General features: G+C 63.1%; 17 protein-coding genes. 8 read left to right on the forward strand and 9 right to left on the reverse strand.

Annotated elements, in window-relative coordinates:
* Positions 1 to 49: 49 nt before the first annotated feature.
* The 3 genes from HJB91_RS07895 to HJB91_RS07905 all read right to left on the reverse strand — a co-directional run bounded on the left by HJB91_RS07895 (position 50) and on the right by HJB91_RS07905 (position 4,418).
* Entirely contained in the window at positions 50 to 1,399 is a 1,350-nt protein-coding gene (locus HJB91_RS07895; protein WP_221154273.1) for an SLC13 family permease, read from the reverse strand.
* A gap of 83 nt (positions 1,400 to 1,482) precedes the next feature.
* The gene (locus HJB91_RS07900; RefSeq protein ID WP_221154275.1) at positions 1,483 to 2,997 is read right to left on the reverse strand and encodes a malonyl-CoA synthase; all 1,515 of its coding nucleotides are present in this window, start codon (positions 2,995 to 2,997) and stop codon (positions 1,483 to 1,485) included.
* Positions 2,994 to 4,418, reverse strand: a complete 1,425-nt coding sequence (locus tag HJB91_RS07905) for a malonyl-CoA decarboxylase (protein ID WP_221154277.1) — start codon at positions 4,416 to 4,418, stop codon at positions 2,994 to 2,996. The genes HJB91_RS07900 and HJB91_RS07905 overlap by 4 nt, the downstream gene beginning before the upstream one ends.
* Positions 4,419 to 4,583: 165 nt before the next feature.
* On the opposite strand from HJB91_RS07905, the gene HJB91_RS07910 reads away from it, so the two are divergent.
* Complete coding sequence (locus tag HJB91_RS07910) at positions 4,584 to 5,234, forward strand: GntR family transcriptional regulator (RefSeq protein ID WP_221146671.1); 651 nt, start codon at positions 4,584 to 4,586, stop codon at positions 5,232 to 5,234.
* Between the two features lie 293 nt (positions 5,235 to 5,527).
* On the opposite strand, the gene HJB91_RS07915 is transcribed toward HJB91_RS07910, so the two are convergent.
* Positions 5,528 to 5,929, reverse strand: coding sequence for a thioesterase family protein (locus HJB91_RS07915; protein WP_085777184.1), 402 nt, complete (start codon positions 5,927 to 5,929; stop codon positions 5,528 to 5,530).
* 265 nt (positions 5,930 to 6,194) lie between these two features.
* Between HJB91_RS07915 and HJB91_RS07920 the strand changes: the two genes are divergently transcribed.
* From HJB91_RS07920 to HJB91_RS07935, 4 genes are all read left to right on the forward strand, one after another.
* Positions 6,195 to 7,130: a histone deacetylase family protein gene (locus HJB91_RS07920; RefSeq protein ID WP_221154279.1), complete on the forward strand. Its 936-nt coding sequence runs from the start codon at positions 6,195 to 6,197 to the stop codon at positions 7,128 to 7,130.
* Positions 7,131 to 7,132: 2 nt separating this feature from the next.
* Positions 7,133 to 7,384, forward strand: coding sequence for an exodeoxyribonuclease VII small subunit (locus HJB91_RS07925; protein WP_039618216.1), 252 nt, complete (start codon positions 7,133 to 7,135; stop codon positions 7,382 to 7,384).
* Between the two features lie 87 nt (positions 7,385 to 7,471).
* Positions 7,472 to 8,239: an SDR family NAD(P)-dependent oxidoreductase gene (locus HJB91_RS07930; protein ID WP_221154281.1), complete on the forward strand. Its 768-nt coding sequence runs from the start codon at positions 7,472 to 7,474 to the stop codon at positions 8,237 to 8,239.
* An 89-nt stretch (positions 8,240 to 8,328) separates the two neighbouring features.
* Positions 8,329 to 9,252: a pirin family protein gene (locus HJB91_RS07935; RefSeq protein WP_210628958.1), complete on the forward strand. Its 924-nt coding sequence runs from the start codon at positions 8,329 to 8,331 to the stop codon at positions 9,250 to 9,252.
* Positions 9,253 to 9,277: 25 nt separating this feature from the next.
* On the opposite strand, the gene HJB91_RS07940 is transcribed toward HJB91_RS07935, so the two are convergent.
* The gene (locus tag HJB91_RS07940) at positions 9,278 to 11,284 is read right to left on the reverse strand and encodes a phospholipase D-like domain-containing protein (protein ID WP_221154283.1); all 2,007 of its coding nucleotides are present in this window, start codon (positions 11,282 to 11,284) and stop codon (positions 9,278 to 9,280) included.
* Positions 11,285 to 11,518: 234 nt separating this feature from the next.
* On the opposite strand from HJB91_RS07940, the gene dxs reads away from it, so the two are divergent.
* Positions 11,519 to 13,435, forward strand: coding sequence for a 1-deoxy-D-xylulose-5-phosphate synthase (gene dxs / locus HJB91_RS07945; RefSeq protein ID WP_221154292.1), 1,917 nt, complete (start codon positions 11,519 to 11,521; stop codon positions 13,433 to 13,435).
* Between the two features lie 298 nt (positions 13,436 to 13,733).
* Here dxs and HJB91_RS07950 read toward each other — a convergent pair whose 3' ends face one another.
* Positions 13,734 to 15,677 (reverse strand): methyl-accepting chemotaxis protein, encoded by a 1,944-nt coding sequence (locus HJB91_RS07950; protein WP_210628961.1) that lies wholly within the window; start codon positions 15,675 to 15,677, stop codon positions 13,734 to 13,736.
* Between the two features lie 227 nt (positions 15,678 to 15,904).
* Here HJB91_RS07950 and HJB91_RS07955 point away from each other — a divergent pair, with 227 nt between their 5' ends.
* Together HJB91_RS07955 and HJB91_RS07960 are read left to right on the forward strand one after the other, a co-directional pair.
* Positions 15,905 to 16,690: a TlyA family RNA methyltransferase gene (locus tag HJB91_RS07955; RefSeq protein ID WP_221146676.1), complete on the forward strand. Its 786-nt coding sequence runs from the start codon at positions 15,905 to 15,907 to the stop codon at positions 16,688 to 16,690.
* On the forward strand, positions 16,687 to 17,937 hold the full coding sequence (locus tag HJB91_RS07960) for a class I SAM-dependent RNA methyltransferase (RefSeq protein ID WP_221154294.1): 1,251 nt from the start codon (positions 16,687 to 16,689) through the stop codon (positions 17,935 to 17,937). Before HJB91_RS07955 ends, HJB91_RS07960 begins: the two co-directional genes overlap by 4 nt.
* A gap of 64 nt (positions 17,938 to 18,001) precedes the next feature.
* On the opposite strand, the gene HJB91_RS07965 is transcribed toward HJB91_RS07960, so the two are convergent.
* The 3 genes from HJB91_RS07965 to HJB91_RS07975 form a co-directional block, all read right to left on the reverse strand.
* Positions 18,002 to 20,083: a methyl-accepting chemotaxis protein gene (locus tag HJB91_RS07965; RefSeq protein ID WP_221154297.1), complete on the reverse strand. Its 2,082-nt coding sequence runs from the start codon at positions 20,081 to 20,083 to the stop codon at positions 18,002 to 18,004.
* Positions 20,084 to 20,287: 204 nt separating this feature from the next.
* Positions 20,288 to 21,040: a crotonase/enoyl-CoA hydratase family protein gene (locus tag HJB91_RS07970; RefSeq protein WP_221154300.1), complete on the reverse strand. Its 753-nt coding sequence runs from the start codon at positions 21,038 to 21,040 to the stop codon at positions 20,288 to 20,290.
* Between the two features lie 10 nt (positions 21,041 to 21,050).
* A complete protein-coding gene (locus tag HJB91_RS07975) occupies positions 21,051 to 22,826 on the reverse strand; it encodes an acyl-CoA dehydrogenase (protein WP_221154302.1) in 1,776 nt (591 codons plus the stop codon).
* Positions 22,827 to 22,943: the final 117 nt, after the last annotated feature.

The following is a 22,943-nucleotide window of genomic DNA, read 5'->3' on the forward strand; positions in this document are numbered from 1 at the left end:
GCCGCGGGCGATGGGCCGGGGCGGAAAGCGATGGGTTCGGCGGTGGCCGTCAAACCAGCCCCGGCACGACGAACACCAACCAGGCGACGATCGGGCCGATAATGGCAATCAGCGCGCTATAGATCAGCAACTGCTTGAGGACCTGCTCTCGCCTGTCATCCGGCGCATTGGCGACCACAAGAGCGCCATTGGTGGAAAAGGGGCTTGTATCGACGATCGTCGTCGAAATCGCGATGGCCGCGACCACGCCTATGGCGCTGACATGTCCCTGCATGAGGAACGGAACCGCAAGCGGGATGATGGCGCCGAGCAGCGCGGTCGAGGATGCAAAGGCCGAGACGATGGCGCCGGTAAAGCAAAGCAGGAGCGCCACCAGCAGCGGCATGCCGAGACTGGATATGCCGTTCGCGACATAGTCGACCGTACCGGCCTTCTCCATGACGCCGACATAGGTGATGATGCCGGCAATCAAAAGCACGGTCGACCAGCTGACCTTGTCGATGGCCGCCTTCTGGGTCTTCGGGGACAGCAGCGCCAGCGCAACGGCGACGGTCATGGCGACCAGACCGACATTGAACTTGAAAACCAGGGCGCCGATGCCGAGCGCCGTCAGGCCGATCAGGGTGGTGATTCTCTCATTGTTCAGACGCAGCGTCGCCGCCGTATCGGCCGCAGTGCCGTATGCATGGTCCCGGATCGGCTTTGCCGGCGTGCCGCCGTGGCCCCTGATCGAGGCCGACACGCCCTCGGGATGCAGTTCGGGCAAGGGGCCAGGTGATGTTGCCGGCGCGTGCTTCATGATTTTTGCGCCGCCGAAGGCGAAGAACACCAGCACTGATATCGCCAGGTTGAAGAAAAAGCTCGAGAGAAACAACGAGGTCGGTGCGAAAGGCAGGCCGGCCTTCGCGACGATCTGGTTGGTGATGCCGCCATAGATGCTGATCGGCGAAAAGCCGCCTGCCTGGGCGCCGTGGATCACCATGAGACCCATCATCACCGGGTGAATGCGGTACTGAATGGCAAAGCTCAGGGCCACAGGGGCGAGAATGGCCACTGCGGCCGGCCCAAGCGCGCCGAAACCGGTGATGATGGCGGCGACGAGGAACATAACCCAGGGGATCAGACCGATGCGTCCACGCACCAGGCGGACGGCGCATTCGACCAGCCAGTCGATGGTGCCGTTGATCTGCGCGATGGCGAAGAGGTAGGTGACGGCGACGAGCGTCAGGAACAGATCGCTCGGGAAGCCGGCAAAAATATCGCCGGTCTTCATGCCGATTGTCATGGAGCCGAGGACGAAGGCGCCGGCAAAAGCGAGCGCGCCCATGTTGATCGGCTGGATCGTCGCAATGATGAACATGGCGACCAGCAGGCCTATGGCCAGTATTTCAATACCCATGATTCCCCTCCCTCCAGCGCCGTAGCTGTTGCGTTCAAGTTTGATGCGGATGCCGACACGCCTCCTCCCAAAGGGCGGTCGCCTTACGTCCTGGTGTAAAGATCGGCGTATTGCTGCCGCAGGATGTTCTTCTGAACCTTGCCCATCGTGTTGCGCGGCAGGTCGTCGGCGAAGATGATGCGTTTGGGTTGCTTGTAGCGCGCGAGGCGGTCTTGGAGGGCGCTGACAATGCTCTTTTCATCCAGGACGGCGCCAGGCTTGCACACGACGACGGCGGTGACGCCTTCGCCGAAATCGGGATGCGGCACGCCGATCACAGCGCTTTCGACCACACCGTCGATCTGGTCGATCTCGCTCTCGACCTCTTTCGGATAGATGTTGTAGCCGCCCGAAATCACCAGATCCTTGCCGCGGCCGACGATGTGGACATAGCCGTCCCGATCAAGCTTGCCGAGATCGCCGCTGATGAAGAAGCCGTCGGCGGTGAATTCGGCCGCGGTTTTCTCCGGCATGCGCCAATAGCCCTTGAAGACGTTCGGCCCCTTGATTTCGATCATGCCGGTTTCTTCAGGCGGCAGCACCTGTCCGGTGGCGGGATCGGTCACCCGCACCGTCACGTCAGGCAGCGGCAAGCCCACCGTCCCGGCAATCCTCTTTCCGTCATAGGGGTTCGACGTGTTCATATTGGTTTCGGTCATGCCGTAGCGCTCGAGAATCGCGTGGCCTGTCCGCGCCTGGAACGCGGTATGCGTCTCTGCCAGCAGCGGCGCCGAGCCTGAGATGAACAGGCGAATGTTGGCCGCCGCCTGTTTGTCGAAGCGCGGGCTTTGCAGGAGACGCACGTAAAAGGTCGGCACGCCCATCAGCATCGTTGCCTGCGGCATCAGCGAAACGACCTCATCGGCGTCGAACTTCGGCAGCAGGAACATCGAGGCGCCGGCGAGCAGCGTGACGTTGGTGGCGACGAAGAGCCCGTGCGTGTGGAAGATCGGCAGGGCATGAATCAGCCGGTCATCTGATGTGACGCGCCAGTAGTCCCGCAGGGTCAGGGCGTTGGAGAGCAGATTTCCATGGGTGAGCATCGCTCCCTTCGAACGGCCCGTTGTTCCCGAGGTGTAGAGGATCGCGGCCAGATCATCGGCGGCGCGCGAGGCATCGACAAAGTCGGCCGGCTCGTCGCGCGCAAGATCGAGCAAAGAGCCGCTACCGTCGGAGTCGAGGGTTTCGACGATCGCGCCGTGGCGTTTGGCGATGGTCTCCACGCCTTCCCGTGCGGCCGGGGCGACGACCACCAGACGCGGCTCCGCATCACCGATGAAATAGTCGAGCTCGGCCAGCGTATAGGCGGTGTTGAGCGGCAGATAGACGGCACCGCTGCGAAGACAGGCGAGATAGAGGATGAGCGCCTCGACGCTTTTTTCGACCTGCACCGCAACCCGGTCGCCGGGGCGGATGCCGAGCGTGTCCATCGCGCCGGCGATGCGGCCGGAAAGAGCGAAGGCGTCGTCATAGGTCCATAGGCGGGTGCTATCGATCCGGATGAACGCTGCGTCGCCGGGCGCGGCGGCCCGCATGGCGTCGAAAAGATGGTTGCTCACTTTCGCCCTCCTCCAAGCGTGGAATTCATCAGTTGTACGAATGCTCGAGAGCCCTGCTGGCCATGGCCGCCGCGGCGGCCGTCATCGCTCTGGCTGAGCAGGTTTTTGACGGCGGGCGAGGCGATCACTTCGCCGCGCTGCGCCAGCGCCTCGTGGTTGGCGACGATGTCGTCGAGCTTGTAGAGGTAATTGACCATCATACCGTGCGCCTGCTGGATAGCCTTGGGCGAGCGGTCGCCGAGGAAATTCAATCGTTCGAGCCGCGCGCCATTGCCGAGATGGAAGCGGGCAACGGGATCGACGGGACGGCCCTCCGGCGTCCGCTCGGTCAGGAAGTAGCGCGCCGCAAGCGGCAGCAATATGCGCTCCACTTCGGCCGCGCCGTTCTCCTTGCCGGGCCAGTTCGGAACGTCGAGCAAGGCCAGCATTTTCAGGGCCGCTTCGGATAGAAGCAGGCCGTCTGCCGCGGCGCGCACCTTGGCAAGCCAACGGGCAAAGCCCGGGACCGGCGAGAGTGTGACGAAATTCTTCAGGCCGGGCAGGTCCCGGCGCAGGTCTTCCACCACCTGCTTGATCAGGAAATTGCCGAAGGAGATCCCGCGCAAGCCATCCTGGCAGTTGGAGATCGAATAGAAGACGGCCGTCGTCGCCTCGTCGGCATTGATCTGCTCCCTGCCCTCATCGAGCACATCGGCGATCGCCTTCGGCACGGATCGGGTAAGCGCCACCTCAACGAAGACGAGCGGCTCGTCGGCCAGTCGCGGATGGAAAAAGGCAAAGCATCGACGGTCGGCCGGCGCCAAGCGACGGCGCAACTCCTCCCAGCTGGCGATCTCATGCACGGCCTCGTATTTGATGATCTTCTCCAGGATGTTTGCCGGCGTCGACCAGTCGATGGGTCGCAGCGTCAGGAAGCCGCGATTGAACCAGGAGCCGAACAGATGCGTGAAGTCGGCATCAAGCGCGTCATAGGCTTCTGATCGGTCTTTGGAAGCAAGCAGCTGCTGACGCATGCGAACGAGCGTGGCGGTGCCGTTCGGCGCGTGATTCAACCGGCGCAGAAGCTCCTGCCGCCGCGGCTCGGCTGCCTGGTGGAGCGCAATAACGGCGGCCGAACTCTTGTCGGTGCGGTAGCGTTCAATCGCCTGGTCGAGCTTGCTCGCATCAGGTCCGAATTTTTCGTGAAGCATCTGGAGGAATGTCTGCGCGCCCTCGCTGTCGAGGGCCTCCCAGCGATCGAGTATCTCGGCCGCAAGGGCCATGCCGGATGCTTCGCCCCGGCTCGACAGCAGCATTTCACAGAGGGTCTGAAGATCGGCTTTGGCGGCGGCCTGTGTGTTGCGCGAGCCGGAAAACAAAAGCTGGCGACCGTGATCCGTGATGCTTTGCAGCATGTCGGTGAAGAAAGACGCCTCGGGCATGCCATTCTCCTCTCTTCCGAAGACCAGCCGTATTGTGCGGCCATTCAGACGATCTGCTTCCCATCGTCGGGCTTCATCGGTAGTATGTAGAGTGTCATCTTTCGTACACGGCGTCAACATTCGTGTATACAAGAATGGCGCTTGTGTATGAAGGATGCGAGACAAATGTCAGAGAATGCCGGTCGGTGGCTTCGGGATGAGATTGAAAACGCGATACTTTCCTACGAGTTCGCCCCCGGTGAACGGCTTGATGAAACGGTGCTTGCCAATCGGTTCGGCGTATCGCGAACGCCGGTGCGCGAGGCGTTGATGCAGCTTGACGCCATCGGGCTGATCGAAATCCGCCCGCGCCGCGGTGCGATCGTGATAGATCCCGGGCCGCACCGGATCTATGAGATGTTCGAGGTGATGGCGGAACTCGAAGGCCTGGCGGGATCGCTCGCCGCACGCCGGCTGGACAAGGCCTCCCGTGAAGCGATCACCGCCACCCACAGCCGCTGCGAACAATCGGCCGGCGCCGGCGACAGCGATGCCTATTATTACGACAATGAGGAATTCCATAAGGCGATCTACGCGGCAAGCCGCAGCGATTTCCTTGAGGAGCAATGCCAGCAATTGCATCGACGCCTGCGACCCTATCGCCGTCTGCAGCTGCGCGTACGCAATCGGCTCTCGACGTCCTTCGCTGAACATTGCGCCATCGTCGACGCGATCTTTGCCGGAGATGGAGATGCCGCCCGCCGCCTGCTGCGAACGCATGTCGGCATTCAGGGCGAGAGGTTCAGCGATCTGGTGGCCAGCATGGCGTCGAGATGACGAGAGGCCCAAATTTCAGCCGGCGGAAAGCCGAGGCGCATCGCGGAGATCAAGGAAACCATCTGCGTAAAAACCGCAAGCACCGGGCTCTTACTCTTGAGGTTCATCTCCACGATGCGGGGAAACGAAAATGTTTTTCTTATTGGGCCAGGCCGAGAGAAGTGCTTTCCAGAAATCCCGCAGCGCCAGAAGCTGCGCGGCTCTCTGTGTTCCATACATGAACGTCACGACGTCGTCGGCGTCCCACCGACCGGTCTCTCGCTCGTCCTTCATCGCTACCCGCCGCAACGCCCCTAATCCAAAAACCCATACAGCCAGTCGCGCGTTTCCTCGGGCAGGGAGGCCGGCTGCTCGTCCTCTCTGTTGCGGGCCTGCCAGATGATCTCGACCTCGGCGGCGCGCTCCTCCCCCGTGTCGATCGAAACCAAAAAGCCGATGGAGCGCACGCCGATCTTGTCGATGGCGGCGGTGAAGATTGCCGGCTCGTCATGGTGCAGCGGGCGGTGAAGCATGCAGGAGATCTTGCTGGCGCTATAGAGCGGTTCGTCGTCTACATCGGGCCGTGCCGACCAGAAGCTCGCAATGACGGATTCAGCGTAAGAAATATAGGAGGCCAGGAACATCTTGCCGTTCATATCGACATCGCGAAACGGCACGCGTATTTCCGTCACCCCAGGACGCTTTGACTCACTCATCAACAATACTGCCTTACAACATTCCCCCAAACCGACATTACTGCATAATTCATTGGATCGAAACAGATTTGATTCAAAGCGTTAGAGCCTGGCTTGCAGGTTCTCGAAGGCGCGCCGCGGGTATGACGATGCGATCGGAGCAAATATTGCGAGCAACGGTTCGCGTCCCCGAGCGTGGCAAGCGCCGCGGGAGCACTTGTTGAAATCGGCGGGCTATGCCCCATCTGCTGTGGAACATGACAGAAGCGGCCGATAGAGTGTCTCCATGAGCACCCGTCTTTACGAACACCCGATCTTCCTGGAACATGTGACGCCCGCCGGACACCCCGAGCGGTCGGACCGGATCCGCGCCATCAACGTCGCGCTGGAGCATCCGAATTTCGAACGGCTGGAGCGCCGGCAGGCGCCGCAGGCGAGCGAGGATGCGGTGCTGCTTGCCCATCCGGAGGAGCATCTTGCCGCCGTCATGCGGGAGATCCCCGAGGAGGAAGATCGGATCAATCAACTCGAAGCCGATACCTATGCCAGCGTCAAAAGCCTGCAGGCGGCGCTGACCGGGATCGGCGGGGCGATGGCGGCGGTCGACGACGTCTTTTCCGGCCAGGCCGACAATGTCTTCGTCGCCGCGCGGCCGCCCGGGCACCATGCCGAGAAGATGACGGCGATGGGCTTCTGCTTCTTCAACAATGCGGCGATCGCCGCCCGCCATGCGCAGAAGAGGCACGGCGCCGAGCGCGTCGCCATCGTCGATTGGGACGTGCATCATGGCAACGGCACCCAGGATATTTTCTGGGACGATGCCTCGGTGCTGTTCTGTTCGACGCATCAGATGCCGCTCTATCCCGGCACCGGCGCCAAGGAGGAGAAGGGCAAGCACAATACCATCGTCAATGCGCCGCTTTCGCCGAATGTCGGCAGCGACCATTTCCGCGAAGCGTTCAAATCGCGCGTGCTGCCGGCGCTCGACGATTTCCGGCCGGATCTGATCATCATCTCCGCCGGCTTCGACGCGCATCACCGTGATCCGCTGGCGCAGATTAATCTGACGGGTGAGGATTTCGACTGGGCGACGGGCAGAGTCCTGGAACTGGCCGACCGGCACGCGAAGAACCGGGTCGTCAGCCTGCTCGAAGGCGGTTATGATCTCGAGGGGCTGGCCGAATCGGCGGGCATGCATATTCTGAGAATGATGAAGGGTTGAGAATGACTGACAGCGCCAAGCCTGAAGTATCAGGCCTTTCCTTCGAAAAGGCGGTCGCCGAACTCGAAAGCATCGTTGCCCGGCTGGAACGCGGCGACGTGGCGCTTGATGAATCAATCGAGATCTACGAGCGCGGCGAAGCGCTGAAGAAACATTGCGAGACGCTGCTTTCGGCGGCCGAGAACCGCATCGAGAAGATCAGGCTCGACCGCGCCGGCAGGCCACAGGGCGTCGAGCCGCTGGACGGCGCCTGAGCGTAGCGAACGCGGCACTTGAAGACGCTTGGCGATCGGCTTTCGGTCGATCTATGATCCCCTTCCGGAACCATCAGGGGACAAACAATGACGGACAGATTGAAGGGCAAGGTCGCCATCATCTCGGGCGGCGCGACCGGCATGGGGGGGGCTGCCTCGAAGCTGTTTGCGGCCGAAGGCGCGCGCGTTGCGATCATCGACCGCAATGGCCAGGCGGCCGCCGAGACGGTGAAACAGATCCGTGATGACGGCGGCGAGGCCGACTGCTGGACGGCCGATGTCTCGGACGAAGCCGCCGTCAATGCCGCCGTGGCCGGCGTCGAGGAACGCTATGGCTCGGTGACGGTCCTCTTCAATCATGCCGGCACCATCGTCATCAAGCCTTTCCTGGAGACGACGCTTCAGGAATGGGACTGGCTGCACGCCGTCAATGTGCGCTCGATGTTCCTGATGACCAAGGCGGTGCTGCCGAAGATGATCGCCGCCGGCGGCGGATCGATCGTCTGCACCTCGTCGATCTCGGCGGTCGCCGCCACCCCGATGGAAGTGCTGTACGACACCACCAAGGGCGCGGTGCACATGTTCGCCCGCGCCATCGCCGTCGAGTTCCGCGACCGAAACATCCGCTGCAACGCCGTCTGCCCCGGTTTCATCCGCACGCCGCACGGGCTGCGCGAGGTCGCCGACCTGCAGGCGCTCGGCGTCGATGTTTCGGATGCCGCCATTGCCGCGCAGCAGGGACGGATCGGCGAACCGGAAGACGTGGCGCGCGCCGCCCTTTATCTCGCCAGCGATGAATCGAGCTTCGTCAATGGCGCTCATCTCTTCGTCGATAACGGCTTCACCGCGATCTGACATCATGGAGCCTCTTCGGCACATCCTGTTGGACGCGCGGCGCTGCAGGGACTATTTGTGGTCGACGTCCCTGCAAGCGGAGATCCCTCATGTCCTTCTTTCCCGGTAAAGATCCCCTGCCCGGCGATGCCTTCGCCTGCGATGCGATCGAGAACCTGATCATTCCGCGCACGAGCGACATCGGCGGCTTCCAGGTGCGGCGCGCGCTGCCGACGCGGCAGCGGCGGCTCGTCGGGCCGTTCATCTTCTTCGACCGCATGGGACCGGCGATCCTGAAGCCCAATGAGGCGCTCGACGTCAAGCCGCATCCGCATATCGGCCTGTCGACCGTTACCTACCTCTTCGACGGCGAGATCCGCCATCGCGACAGCCTCGGCACCGAAAAGGTCATCCGTCCCGGCGACATCAACCTGATGACGGCCGGCCGCGGCATCGTCCATTCCGAGCGCACGCCGGACAATCTGCGCGGCCACCCGTTGCTGATGTCCGGGCTGCAGACATGGCTCGCGTTGCCCGACGACAAGGAGGAGATCGATCCTTCCTTCGCCCATACGGAAAAGACCGACATGCCGCTGATCGAAACATCAGGGGTGCGCGGCCGGGTCGTCATCGGTTCATTCGAAGGCATGAGATCGCCGGTCGGCACGTTCTCCGACACGCTCTATGTCGATCTTAACCTGCAGCCGGGCGTCCGCTTTCCCTTCGGCGCCGGCCATGAGGAGCGCGCCGTCTACGTGCTGTCGGGCGAGGTGGTCATCGCAGGCGATCGCTTCGTCGCCGATCAGTTGCTGGTCTTCCGGCCCGGCGATCCGATCACGCTGGAAGCCGGCGGCGACGGCTGTCATCTAATGCTCTTCGGCGGCGCGGCGCTGAATTCGAAACGCTATATCTGGTGGAATTTCGTCTCCTCCTCGAAGGAACGGATCGAAAAGGCCAAGGAGGAATGGCGCACTGGCCGCTTCGATATCGTGCCGGGTGACGAAGAGGAATTCGTGCCTCTGCCGGAGGGGTGACGGCGGCGGATAGGCCGCCTGGAAATCAACCCGCCGCGAAATAGCGCGTCAGCGCCCCCTTCGTGCGATTGACGTAGCCGTCCTGCCAACTGTCGTCGACGTTGAGGAAGCCCGACCAGCCCTTCTTGCCCTGGCGCTTCAGTTCCGCCTCGACGGCACGGAAGCGGTAGTGGTCGTAGACATCGAGGATATGCACCGCATAGGCCTCGGCAAGGGCGCGGTCGCCTTTGACGATCAGCATGTTCTCATCATTGGCGTAGGAGGCCTTGAAACCGAGATTATGGCTGCCGAGGACGACGACGCACTCATCCGATAAGGGATCGATCACCAGCACCTTGTCGTGAATGATGGCGCCGACCTTCTTGGCCGTCAGTTCCTCCGCGCCGAAATCCGCCAGCAGTTGCCGGTCGTCGATGCGCGAGGCCCGGACGATCGAGACGTTGGCCTCGTCGAACGTATGCGGCGAGGTGGCGTCGACATCGTCGTCCTCGTCGTCGGGATCGTTCTTTTTGCTGGGGACATAGTTGGGCATGGCCTGGGGGCTGGAAACGGCGCCGGTGACGATCAGCTTCTGGTCCTTGAGGCCGATGTCGATCGCCTCGCCGACGATGCAATCCTTGCCGGACTGTCCGGGATAGAAGGCCAGAAACAGCACCGCATGCTCGGCGCGGCGCATCAGCCGGTAGACCTCGCGAAGGTCGGGCGGTGTATCCTTGCCCTTCCTTCGGCTCTGCATGTTCGGCGAGAACCATGCTTCCACCGAAGCGCCATTGCCGGTGGGCACAATGGACGGCGTCTCGTTCGAGCGACGGAACGCCTTGCTCTGCTGGTTGTCCGGCATGCCGTCGTCGAATTCGACGGGAGCTTCCAGCGTCGCATTATCTTCCAGCATCCGCTCCCAATAGGCAACATAGGCCGCGGCGACCGCATCGTTGCGGACGATCAAGGCGTTGTTGGACTGGCCGGCAAGTCCCGTGGCCGTCCAGTTGGTGCTGCCGGTGAACACGCTGCGCGTCCCGTCGGGCGCTATGTGCACCACGAATTTGTTGTGGCCGATCTGGCTCGAATTGTTGAACATCCGGTGGTGAATCTCGACGCCGGCCTCAATCAGCGCCTTGCGCGCCTCATGATTGCGCACATCCCAATCGTCGCTAACCTTGCCGGTGTTGGCGAGAATGATGCGTAACCTGGCCTTGTTGGCCAGCAGAAGCTCGAGCAGTTCCTTGTCCTCCAACTCATAGAGGGCGATCAGAAAGCGTCCAGGCGCATTCATGAACTCCCTGAGCATCGGAATGACATCGCCGGCCAGATATTTGCGGATGCCGTTCGCCGGATCGGAAATCATGTCGATCAGCTCGTTCGGCTTCTTCACACCGTCTTCCAGCAGGACGTTTCGCAGCCACTGGGCAGCCAGGATACCGTTGGTGAAGGTCGCTTCGAACTGGCCGCGCTTGCGCGTCACATGAACCCGATTGGAGGCGACGGCCGGCCCGAGATAACCGAGCGGCCGCGGCGGCCCTTCATAGGCCTTGACTGAGATTTTCTCGAAGGTGCCGTCAGGCTTCCTGATCGGCCTGCCCTTTTCGTCCCGCTTGTTGATTTGGACGATCTCAGGTGTCGGATCGGGCGCGGCCTGCAGGCCCGGCTTCAGGTCGCCAAGTGGACGGATCTCGTAACGCACGCGGACCTCGTCCGGCCGTCGTCTCATCTCGTTGCGCCGCTTGCGCAGCGTCAGATCGCGCCAGGAGAGCTTCTGCACCGGCCAGAGCGAGGTCGTTTGCGGCAGCCAATGCGGATTGCGCTGTCCCTTGAAGGCTACCCAGGCGGCGCAGGTCACCCGGTCCTCGCTGCCATCGGCTCTTTTCGCGACGTTTCCCTGCTCGTCGAGATACACGCGGACGACTTCGAAGCCGAGGCATCCGTCGATCTTGTCGTCTATCTCCCAGGCCACATAGGCGACCTCGTTGTTCACATAGGCATGCGCTGCAACAATCGTTCCCCATGACCCGTCTCCCAGTGAGCAAGGCAACATTGCTACCCTTCCGTGTCATATTCAAGCTGCTCGCCAGCTCTTCGCGCGTTCGATCGGCTGGGAAAATCGGGCAAATGCAACTCACAGAAATAGAAAGTGATATCTACCGAAACCGCTCACACTTTTTTCCGCCATGCTCTAAGGTGAAAACCTTCGGTTCCTGAAATGCACTTGTTTTGCCCCGATCTAATCGAATAAAGCGAAACGAGGAAAAGCAAGAAAGAGCGCCCGCCCGTGACACAACTGCCGAAGACCCCCCTGCTCGACCAGGTCGTCTATCCCGCCGACCTGCGCAAGCTCGAGGATCGCGACCTGCCGCAGCTTGCCCGCGAGGTCCGGGATGAAATGATCGATGCGGTGTCGCGCACCGGCGGTCATCTCGGCGCCGGCCTCGGCGTGGTCGAGCTGACGATCGCCATCCACAGCGTCTTCGATACGCCCAACGACCGGCTGATCTTCGATGTCGGCCACCAATGCTATCCGCACAAGATTCTCACCGGCCGGCGCGACCGCATCCGCACGCTGCGCCAGGAAAACGGCCTTTCCGGTTTCACCCGCCGGGCCGAGAGCGAATATGATCCGTTCGGGGCAGCGCACTCCTCGACCTCGATCTCGGCCGGCCTCGGCATGGCGATTGCCGCCGATCTCGACAAAACCGACCGCCGCGTCATCGCCGTCATCGGCGACGGGGCGATGTCGGCCGGCATGGCCTATGAGGCGCTGAACAATGCCGGTGCCCTCGATGCCCGCCTCATCGTCATCCTCAACGACAACGACATGTCGATCGCGCCGCCGACCGGCGCAATGAGCGCCTATCTCGCCCGCCTCGCTTCGGGGCGCACCTATATGGGCTTCCGCGACTTCGGCAAGAAGCTGACGGCCTATCTCGGCAAGAATATCGACCGGGCGATCACGCGCGCCGTCGAGCACGCGCGCGGCTACGTCACTGGCGGCACGATGTTCGAGGAGATGGGCTTCTATCATATCGGGCCGATCGACGGGCATTCCTTCGACCATCTGCTGCCGGTGCTGCGCAATGTGCGCGACAATGGCCGCGGGCCGGTGCTGATCCATGTCGTCACCCAGAAGGGCAAGGGTTATCCGCCGGCGGAGGCCGCTGCCGACAAATATCACGGCGTCAACAAGTTCGACGTCATCACGGGCGCGCAGGCGCGGGTCAAGCCGAACGCACCGAGCTATACCAGCGTCTTTGCCGAAGCGCTGGTGCAGGAAGCCGCTCTCGACGACAAGATCGTCGGCATCACCGCCGCCATGCCGAATGGTACCGGTCTCGACAAGCTCGCAGAAGCCTTCCCGTCGCGCTGTTTCGACGTCGGCATCGCCGAACAGCATGCCGTGACCTTTGCCGCCGGCCTTGCGGCGGAAGGCTACAAACCGTTCGCCGCACTCTATTCCACCTTCCTGCAGCGCGCCTTTGACCAGGTCGTGCACGATGTGGCGATCCAGGGCCTGCCGGTGCGTTTCCCGATCGACCGCGCCGGCTTCGTCGGCGCCGACGGGCCGACCCATGCCGGCTCCTTCGACACCGCCTTCCTCGCGACCCTGCCCGGCTTCGTGGTGATGGCGGCGGCCGACGAGGCCGAACTCAAGCACATGGTGCGCACGGCAGCCGCCTATGATGCCGGCCCGATCTCCTTCCGCTATCCCCGCGGCGAAGGTGTCGGCGTCGACATGCCGGCGCGCGGCGAAATCCTGCAGATCGGCAAGGGCCGCATCGTCAAGGAAGGCACCAAGGTGGCGCTGCTCTCCTTCGGCACCCGGCTTGCCGACTGCCTGCTCGCCAGCGAAGATCTCGAGGCTGCCGGCCTTTCGACAACGGTCGCCGATGCGCGTTTCGCCAAGCCGCTCGATCGCGACCTGATCCGCCAGCTCGCCCGCCACCACGAGATGCTGATCACCGTCGAGGAAGGCTCGGTCGGCGGCTTCGGCAGCCAGGTGATGCAATACCTTTCGAGCGAAGGCCTGCTCGACAACGGCCTGAAGATCCGCTCGCTCGTCATGCCCGACATCTGGATGGAACAGGCCAAGCCGGAAGCGATGAACGCCCATGCCGGGTTGGACCGCGCCGGGATTGTTTCGACCGTGTTCCGGGCGCTCGGGCGCGGTGTTGCTGTTGGAGTTGCGGGGTAGATGAATTGTGAGGGCATGCCATGTGGCCCCCTCATCCGCCCTACGGGCACCTTCTCTCCGCTGGGGAGAAGAGGGAATCGACACGCCGCCGCCGGCAGGCGGATGAGGGGGCCACACGCAAGTCCCTCAATAAAAGGGCGGCGCATCTCCCCCGCCTCCCATCTCCGTATTTGCCCAACGCGTCGCTGACGCAGTGGATCGCTGTATGATTCTCGTGTTTATCTGCGGTCCCTCCAACGAAAAAGGGCGACGCATCACTGCACCGCCCTCTTCATCTAGCATCCCACTCTGAGCGCTCTCAGAACTCCGTCCACTCCTCCTGCACCGCAGCTGCGGCGGTTGCCTGGCGCCCGGCGAAGGCCTTGGTGACCTGGCTGGCAAGGGCGCGGGCCGGAGAGGCGACCGGGCGGGAGGCAGGTGTCGCGACTGCCGTCCTCTGGGCCGAAGCGGCAGGCTCGGTTCCGAGCTTGAACTGGCGCAGCAGCTCGTCCAGGGCGCTTGCTTCCTGGGCAAGCGCATGGCTTGCAGCGGTCTGCTGCTCGACCATCGCCGCATTCTGCTGCGTGCCCTGATCCATGTTGTTGACGGCGGTGTTGATCTCCTGCAGCCCGATCGACTGTTCGCGCGTGGCGGTGACGATCGCGTTGACGTTGCGGTTGATCTCCTGCACCTCGGCGACGATCGCTTCCAGCGCCTTGCCGGTTTCGCCGACCAGCGTGACGCCGGTCTGGACATGGGTGCCGGAATTGGTGATCAGGTCCTTGATTTCCTTTGCAGCCTTGGCGGAACGCTGCGCCAGTTCGCGCACTTCCTGGGCAACGACGGCAAAGCCCTTGCCTGCCTCACCGGCGCGTGCGGCCTCGACGCCAGCGTTCAGCGCCAGGAGGTTGGTCTGGAAGGCGATGTCGTCGATGACACCGATGATGTTGGAGATTTCGCCCGAGGACTTTTCGATCTGCTGCATTGCCGAGACCGCCTTGCGGACGACATCACCGGATTTTTCGGCGCCGAGGCGGGTGCGCTCGACGAGATTGCCGACATCCTCGGCGCGCTTGGCGCTGTCGCGCACCGTCGTCGTCACCTGCTCGAGCGCTGCGGCGGTCTCTTCGACCGCGGCGGCTTGCTGCTCGGTGCGATGGGCAAGATCGTCGGCGGCCGAGCGGATCTCGCCGGCGCCGGCATTGATGGCCGAGGCATTGCGGCCGACCGACTGGAGTGCCGCCTGAAGCTTTTCCACGGCATTATTGAAGTCGTTGCGCAGGCTGTCATATTGCGATGCGAAGGGCGTCTGGATGCGGGCGGCGACATCGCCGACGGCAAGGCCGGCCAGGCCACCGGCCAAAGCGTCGACGGCGTAGCGGAGCTCGCCCTCCTCGCGCGCCTTCTGCTCATCGCTTGCCTGGCGCTGGCGCTCTGCATCGTCGCGCATGCGGTCGGTTTCACCGGCAAGACGCAGCTTCTCGATCGCCGCCTGCTTGAAGACGAGAACCGACTGGGCCATGCGGCCGATTTCGTCGCCGCGTTCGACGGCCGGGACTTCGATGTCGTTCTGACCGCCGGCGAGACGATCCATGGCGGCGGTCATGCCGACGACCGGGCGGACGATGGTGCGCGACATCAGCCAGGCAAGAAGGGTGGCGGCAAGCGAGGCGACGATGCCCCCGGCCAGCAGCGTCGTCGTCAGATCGCTGTTGGCATCGGCCCGGATCGCGGCGAGCGCATTCGACTTTTCGCGGGCGGTGGCCTTGATCTTGGCGGACGCCTGGCGGAAACCATCAAGCTGGCCCTTGGTCGCGTTGACGCCGATCTTGACGACCTCTTCGATCGGCATGTCGGTTTCCTTGCGCGCCTTGGTCTGCGGTTCGGCAAGTTCATGGAAATAGAGGTCGGCGGCCTTCTGCATGCCGTCGATCATCTCGACCAGTTGCGGCTCGCCCGCCGCCGTCTGCCTGGCGGCGGCGATCGCCTTCAGCATGCGCTCGCGATTGGCGAAGACGTCGCCATAGGTGCTGTCGCTGCGGAAGAGAATGAAGCCGCGCAGGTTGACCGCCTGCTCGAGCATGGCCTGCAGCGCATCATCGATCTGATTGACGAGCAGCTCCGATTTTTCCTGCTCGGCGGAGGCGGCCGCCGACGCCGTCGCCTTCGAATAGACGAAAGCCGAAACGGACACGAAGATCAGAATGAGGGCTGCGAACGTGGCCGCAAGCTTCCCGTTCAAGGATATATTTTTGGCAGACATCGATGAATTTCTCCTGGCGACAGTCGACGCGGCGAGAGACGGCCGCGCACAAGGCGCAACCGCAGAGACTGGGAATCGGAAACATGATCGGCGGAAGACGCCTGCGCCTTCATGGCGCCAAGCGGTTTGAACCAACCGCTGTAATCGTGCCGACCCTATGCGGGCAGACTTTAAATTTGCTTAAATTGCGCACCTCAGGAATTGCCCGGCAATCCGCAGGGAATAAAATGCTTGCAACCGACGGCTTTGCCGGTCATTCACAGCCGATGTCAGCTCAGAACAGCCAACGCCTCGACCAGCTTCTCGTCTCCCGCGGCCTCTTTGCCAGCCGCTCGCGGGCGCGCGACGCCGTGCAGCGCGGCACCGTCAGGATCGGCGGCCAGCTTGTAACCAAGGCCGGCGCGCTCTTCGGCGACGATGCCGAGATCGAGATCCACGACCCGGCACAGGCTTACGTCTCACGCGCCGCATTGAAGCTCGCCGCCGCTCTCGACCATTTCCGGCTCGATCCTGCCGGCCATCACTGTCTCGATATCGGCGCTTCCACCGGCGGTTTCACCGAGGTGCTGCTGCAGCGGGGTGCTGCGCATGTCACCGCCATCGATGTCGGGCATGGGCAGATGCATCCGCGGATCTCGGCCGATCCGCGGGTGACGAACCGCGAGGGCCTCAACGCCCGCAGTCTCAGCGCCGACGATATCGGCGAGCCCGCCACCTTCATCGTCTCCGACGTCTCCTTCATCTCGCTGAAGCTGGCGCTGGCGCCGGCGCTTGATCTCGCCGCGCCGGGCGCCGTTGCCGTGCTGCTCGTCAAGCCGCAGTTCGAGGCCGGGCGCGAGGCGATCGGCAAGGGCGGGCTTTTGAAAGATCCCTCCTCTGCTCCCGCGGTTGCCTCCGAGCTGGAGCGCTGGTTCACCGAGGACATGGGCTGGAAGAGCCTCGGCCTCATCCCCTCGCCGATACCAGGCGGCGACGGCAATCGGGAATACCTTCTGGCAGGATTGAAAGCGTGAGCACCGAAACCGTCACGATCGAGAAACTCGGCGCCCAGGGCGATGGCATTGCAAACCAGGCCGAGGGGCCGGTCTACGTACCTTTTTCCCTACCGGGGGAAACAGTGGCGATCGCCCGCGTCAAAAGCCATGGCACGATCATGTCGATCGCGGCGCCCTCACCCGACCGGCAGGAGCCGCCTTGCCGGCATTTCGGCCCGGATGGCGTCAACGGCACCTGCGGCGGCTGCACGCTGCAGCATCTGGCGGATGCCCCCTACCGCGCCTTCAAGCGCCAGCTGGTCGTCGATGCGCTGAGATCCAAGGGGCTGACGGCGGAGGTCGGCGAGATCGTTCCGGCCCGGCCGGGCGAGCGCCGGCGCGTGGTGTTTGCGGCGCGCAAGACCGAGAAGGATATGCTGATCGGCTTCAACCAGGCCGAAAGCCATCATATCGTCGCGATCGAGGAATGTCCGATCTCGTCGGCCGGGATCGTCGCCCGGCTGCCGGCGATCAAGGCGATCGCCGCCTCGCTCGCGACCAATGCCGAACCCTTCCGGGTGGCGGTGCTCGAAACGCTCTCCGGCCTCGATCTCGCAGTCGACGAGATCAGGAAACTCTCCGACCCGCAGCGGCGCAAGGCGATCGAGACCGTGCTGGCCTTGCGCGGCATCGCCCGCGTGACGCTGAACGGCGAAATCCTCGTCGAGCCGGCCAAGCCGATCGTCGAATTCGGCGGTGTCGAGGTTTCGCCGCCGGCTGGCGGCTTTGCCCAGGCGACCAAGCCGGCGGAAGAGGCGATGGCGGAGCTGGTGCTTGCCCATGCCGGGAAATCGAAACGGATCGCCGATCTCTTTGCCGGCGCCGGCACGTTTTCGCTCAGGCTGGCGCGGGTCGGCCGCGTCCATGCGGTCGAAGCCGAGGCGAAGGCGCTCGCAGCCCTCGACCAGGCCGCCCGCAATACCCAGGGGTTGAAGCCGGTGACGATCGAAAAGCGCGATCTCTTCCGCCGTCCGCTGATGACGCAGGAGCTGAAGCCCTATGACGCCGTCGTCTTCGACCCGCCGCGCGCCGGCGCGGAGTTCCAGTGCAAGGAGCTGGCCCGATCGGCGGTGAAGAAGATCGCCGCGGTCAGCTGCAATCCGCTGACGCTGGCGCGCGATCTGGCGATCCTCGTCGAGGGCGGCTACCGCATCACCGGGGTGACGCCGATCGATCAGTTCCTGTGGACCTCGCATGTCGAGGTGGTGGCGACGCTGGAGAAGTAACCGGCGTCATTCGGCAATCGGAAACGCCCGCGGCGAGCGCGGGCATCTCCGATGATAACCTTTGTCAAGCTGCGCGGCGGACAGCCAACGCTTCCTGAGCGCCGAGTCTGAACTGCGCCAGAAGCCGCATCAGTTTCGCGGCCTCCTGGGCAAGACCATGGCTGGCGGCCGTCTGTTCCTCGACCATGGCTGCATTTTGCTGGGTGCCCTGATCCATTGTGTTGACGGCAGTGTTGATCTCGGCGAGGCCTGTCGACTGTTCACGCGTGGCGATCACAATCGCCTCGACATGGCGGCTGATTTCCTGCACCTGCGTAACAATCGACTGGAGCGCCTTGCCGGTATCGCCGACGAGTGTGACGCCTGAACGAACCTGAGCATTCGAAGTCGTGATCAGGCCTTCGATTTCCTTGGCGGCCTGGGCCGAACGCTGGGCCAGTTCGCGCACTTCCTGGGCAACGACGGCAAAACCCTTGCCGGCTTCACCAGCGCGTGCGGCTTCGACGCCAGCGTTGAGAGCCAGCAGGTTTGTCTGGAAGGCAATATCATCGATAACGCCGATGATGCTTGAGATCTTCTCCGAGGACTGTTGGATGCTGGTCATGGCATCGACGGCCTTGCTGACGATCTCGCCCGAATGTTCGGCGTCGTTGCGTGTGCGGCCAACCAGACTGCCGGCCTCTTCGGCGCGGCGAGCGGTATCCTTGACGGTCGTAGTGATCTCTTCCAGAGCGGCAACCGTTTCCTCGACGGAGGCGGCTTGCTGTTCGGTGCGGCGGGCAAGACCGTCCGCGGCGGTACGGATTTCCGTCGCTCCAGCGTCAATTGCGTGGGCATTGCTGCCGACGGCCTGGAGGGCAGCGTCCAGCTTGGCGACCGAGGTGTTGTAGTCGCTGCGCAAGCGATCGAGGTGGGAGGCAAAAGGCGTATCGATGCGATGGGCAAGATTGCCTTCGGAAAGTGCTCCGAGCGCGCCAGCAAGCGCATCGACGGCCTCACGGATCTCCGCGGCCTCACGCGTTTTCTGCGCTTCGCGTTCCCGGCGCTCGCGTTCCGTCAGCGAGCGACCCTGCTCAGCCTCGCTTTCCAGGCGCTCCCGGTCGATGGCATTGGCCTTGAACACGGCAACGGTCTCCGCCATCGAGCCGATCTGGTCATGGCGTTCCTCGCCCGGAATGGCGGCGGAAAGATCTCCGCCGGCAATCTTCTGCATGGCGGCGGTCATCGCCGTGATTGGACGGATGACGAGGCCGTGCAACAGCCATGCCATGGCGGCAATCATGATGCCGACGGCCAGAAACGTGGCGACGAAGGCCGCGATGCGGAACTGGTTGAGCGTGGCGAAGGCTTTGTCGCTGTCGACCACGAAGCCGAGATACCACTTTACAGTCGGAAGACCCTCGACGGGTACGAAGGACACGAGCACCGGTTTGCCGGTAAATTCGGTCTCTGTGAGGCTGCCGCCGATCGAGGGGGTGACCGTCGGAAAGGCATCGGCCAATGTCTTCGTCACCAGCTTTGCATCGGGGTGGATGAGAATTTGGCCGCTGCTATTAACGAGGAAAGCCTCTCCCTGCCCGCCAAGATTGATCTCCTTGATCATCTTGACCATGGTTTCCAGCGAGAAGTCGCTGGCGGCAACACCGGCAAGCTTGCCGTCGCGGGAAACCGGGACCGCGGTGCTGATGATTAGATTGCCGCTGGATGCATCGGTATAGGGTTCAGTCAGCACGGGAGCATTTGCCTTGACGGCATCCTGATACCAGGGGCGCTTGCGCGGATCGTAACCCGCCGGCAGCGGCAGGTCGGGCCACGATGTGAAGACGCCCTGCTCATCGCCGAAATAGGTGCTGACAAACTGAGTGACGAGCACGTCATTCTGCAGGACTTTGCGCACGCTGTCGCGATCGACCGCCTTACCGACAGCATCGCCTACCATGGCGGTCAGGATGACGCGCCCATTCATCCAGTTGGCAAGGCTGTGGGCAGCCTGCTCGCCCGAGGATTTGATATTCGCTTCGATTGAAGAGGTGGTCACGCTACGCTGAACGTAATCGATATAATAGGAAAAGGCGGCGAAAGCGGCTAGAACCACGATAGACGCTGCAACCAGGATGCGCGTCATCAGATTGGTCTTCTTTGTCATGCCATGCACTCCTTCAAATAGATTCGGGGGCGCAACGGTTAAGCACGCTGCCAAATGGGCGGCGGCAACCGTTGGATGAATTTGAACAAGGGGGTCAAGCACATCATGCGCCCGGACGGCCGAGGAATCCGTCGCGCTCTAGTTATTTAGCTTATACTTAAAAGGAGCTTAAAATCTCATCAAGAACCGTTAGATTATAGGGGCTCAACGTCGCATAAAAGCTTCGAAGGCGGCCCGCGCCTCTGCACTTTTCAGCCGGGCTGAGAAATGGCGAGCCTCTTCATCGATGCGGGCGATAATTTCCTCGCGCGGGCCGCGGACGAGCTCGCGGGCGATGCGCAGCGCCTCGGGCGGCTTGGCGGCAAGCTTTGCGGCAGCAGCCAGCGTCTGGCTTTCAACCTCTTCCGGCGTCGTCACCTTCCAGACAAGCCCGGCTTCCCGTGCGTCCTCGGCGCTGAAGGTCTCTCCGGCGGCGAGCATGGCAAAAGCCCGCTGGTGTCCCATGATGCGCGGAGCAATCAGGCTGGACGCCGCTTCCGGCACCAGCGCCAGATCGACGAAGGGCGTGCGGAACTGGCTGCGGTCGGAAGCGATCGTCAGGTCGCAATGCAGGTTGAGGGTCGTACCGATGCCGATCGCCAGGCCGTCGACCCCGGAGACCAGCGGCTTTTCGGATCTGACGAGCGCGTAGAGAAAATCGATCAGCTCCTCTCCCATGCCGCCGCCCGTTGCGGCGGCCAGAAAATCGGCGATGTCGTTGCCGGCCGAAAAGCTGCCATCGGTGCCGAGGAACACCGTCACCCTTATCTTCGCGTCCGCATTGGCGCCATTCAGCGCATCGGTCATGGTGCGGTACATCGCCCGCGTGAACGCATTCTTCTTTTCCGGCCGGTTGAAGCGGATGAGCTGGACGCCGGGATGGGCGGAAGGCTGCTCGACGATGATGTGATCGGTCATGGAGTTTTCCTCAGACAAGCAGAATGCGGGCGGCGGCAAGGCTTGCCGCGCCATTGACGACTCGGTCGCGAAGGGCTGCGGTCTCGGCGAGCAGGTTTTCGGCGGCAAAGCGGCAGAGCGCGATTCGGCCCTCGGCTTTGCCGTCGCCGCTCACGGCCAGGCCCCCCTTGGCGAGATAACAGCCGGTGAGCACCAGCCCGAACAGGCGCTGATAGGGCGTGGCGCCGGCGAGCGCTTCCGCGGTTCTGTCGTCTGCCAGCGCCTCCAGAAGCCAGGCCGTGGCCTGCTCAAGGTCGGCGATGGCTGCATCGAGCCGCGCGGCTGTCTCGCCGAAACCATCGAGATTCGAGCGGCGGACACCGTCGGCGATCCCCTTCAACTCGGCGATGAAGCCCTTTACCTGATCGCCGCCGGAAAGCGGCAGCTTGCGGGTGACGAGATCGATCGCCTGGATGCCGTTGGTGCCCTCGTAGATCGGCGCGATACGGGCGTCGCGGAGATAACGGGCCGCACCGGTCTCCTCGATGAAGCCCATGCCGCCATGCACCTGGATGCCGAGCGAGGCGACCTCGACGCCGGCATCGGTTGAAAACGACTTGGCGATCGGCGTCAACAGCGCGGCACGCTCCTGCCAGTGGCGGCGGTCGCCTGCCCGGCGGGACATGTCGATCGCATGGGCGCAGGCATAGGAGATGGCGCGCGAGCCCTGGGTCAGCGCCTTCATTGTGAGAAGCATGCGGGCGACGTCAGGATGTTCAATGATCGGGCTCATGCCGGCGGCCGACCAGCCCGGGGCCTTGCCCTGTGTGCGTTCGCCGGCATAGGCGATAGCCTTCTGAGTGGCGGCCTCGGCGATCGCCACCCCCTGCATGCCGACCGCCAGGCGGGCATTGTTCATCATCGTGAACATGCAGGCGAGCCCCTTGTTCTCCTCGCCGACCAGCCAGCCGATCGCCCCCTTTTCGTCGCCGAACCGGCCGTCGCCATAAATCATCGTGCAGGTCGGCGAGCCATGGATGCCGAGCTTGTGCTCCAGCGCATGGCAGAAGAGATCGTTGCGGGTCCCGAGCGAGCCGTCGTCGTTCACCAGAAACTTCGGCACCAGGAAGAGCGAGATGCCGCGCGTGCCGGCCGGCGCATCCGGCAGCCGCGCCAGCACCAGGTGGATGATGTTGTCGGCCGCGTCGTGTTCACCCCAGGTGATGAAGATCTTCTGGCCTGATATGCGATAGCTGCCGTCGGGCCTGCGTTCGGCGCGGGCTTTCAGGACGCCGAGATCAGAGCCGGCATGCGGCTCGGTCAGGTTCATGGTGCCGGTCCATTCGCCCGACACCATCTTTGCCAGATATTTCTCTTTCAGCGCCGCGCTGCCATGGGTGCTGACCGCCTCGATCGCGCCCATCGTCAGCGTCGGAGCCAGCGCAAAAGCCATGGATCCGGAATTCCACATTTCGAGCGCTGCGACATTCAGCATATCGGGCAGAGCCTGGCCGCCGAAAGCTTCAGGCGCCGTCAGGCCGTTCCACCCGCCGGCGATCCAGTTGCGGTAGAGGTCACGCCAGCCATCCGGCAGCCGGACCTCGCCGTCAATCAGGCGGGCGCCCTGGCGGTCGCCGATTTCAGCGAGAGGCGCCACTTCCTCTGTGGCAAAACGTCCCGCCTCGGCCAGGATGGCGTCGACGAGATCCTCGCCGAGATCGCCGAAAAGACCATTCGACATCACCTCGCTCATGCCGGCTACATGCTTCAATGTGAACGCGATTTCCTCGACGGGCGCCTTGTACATTGCTTCCTCCTCCGTGGGGTACCTGCACCGCATGCAAAGCCCTCCCCGGCAAGGGCTAGTTGATTTTTACGTAAACGTCAATTTTGATTCATACCGCGCGATGCGATAATTCCACTG

The sequence above is a fragment of the Rhizobium sp. NLR10b genome, from assembly GCF_019685435.1.
Classification (GTDB): Bacteria; Pseudomonadota; Alphaproteobacteria; order Rhizobiales; family Rhizobiaceae; genus Rhizobium.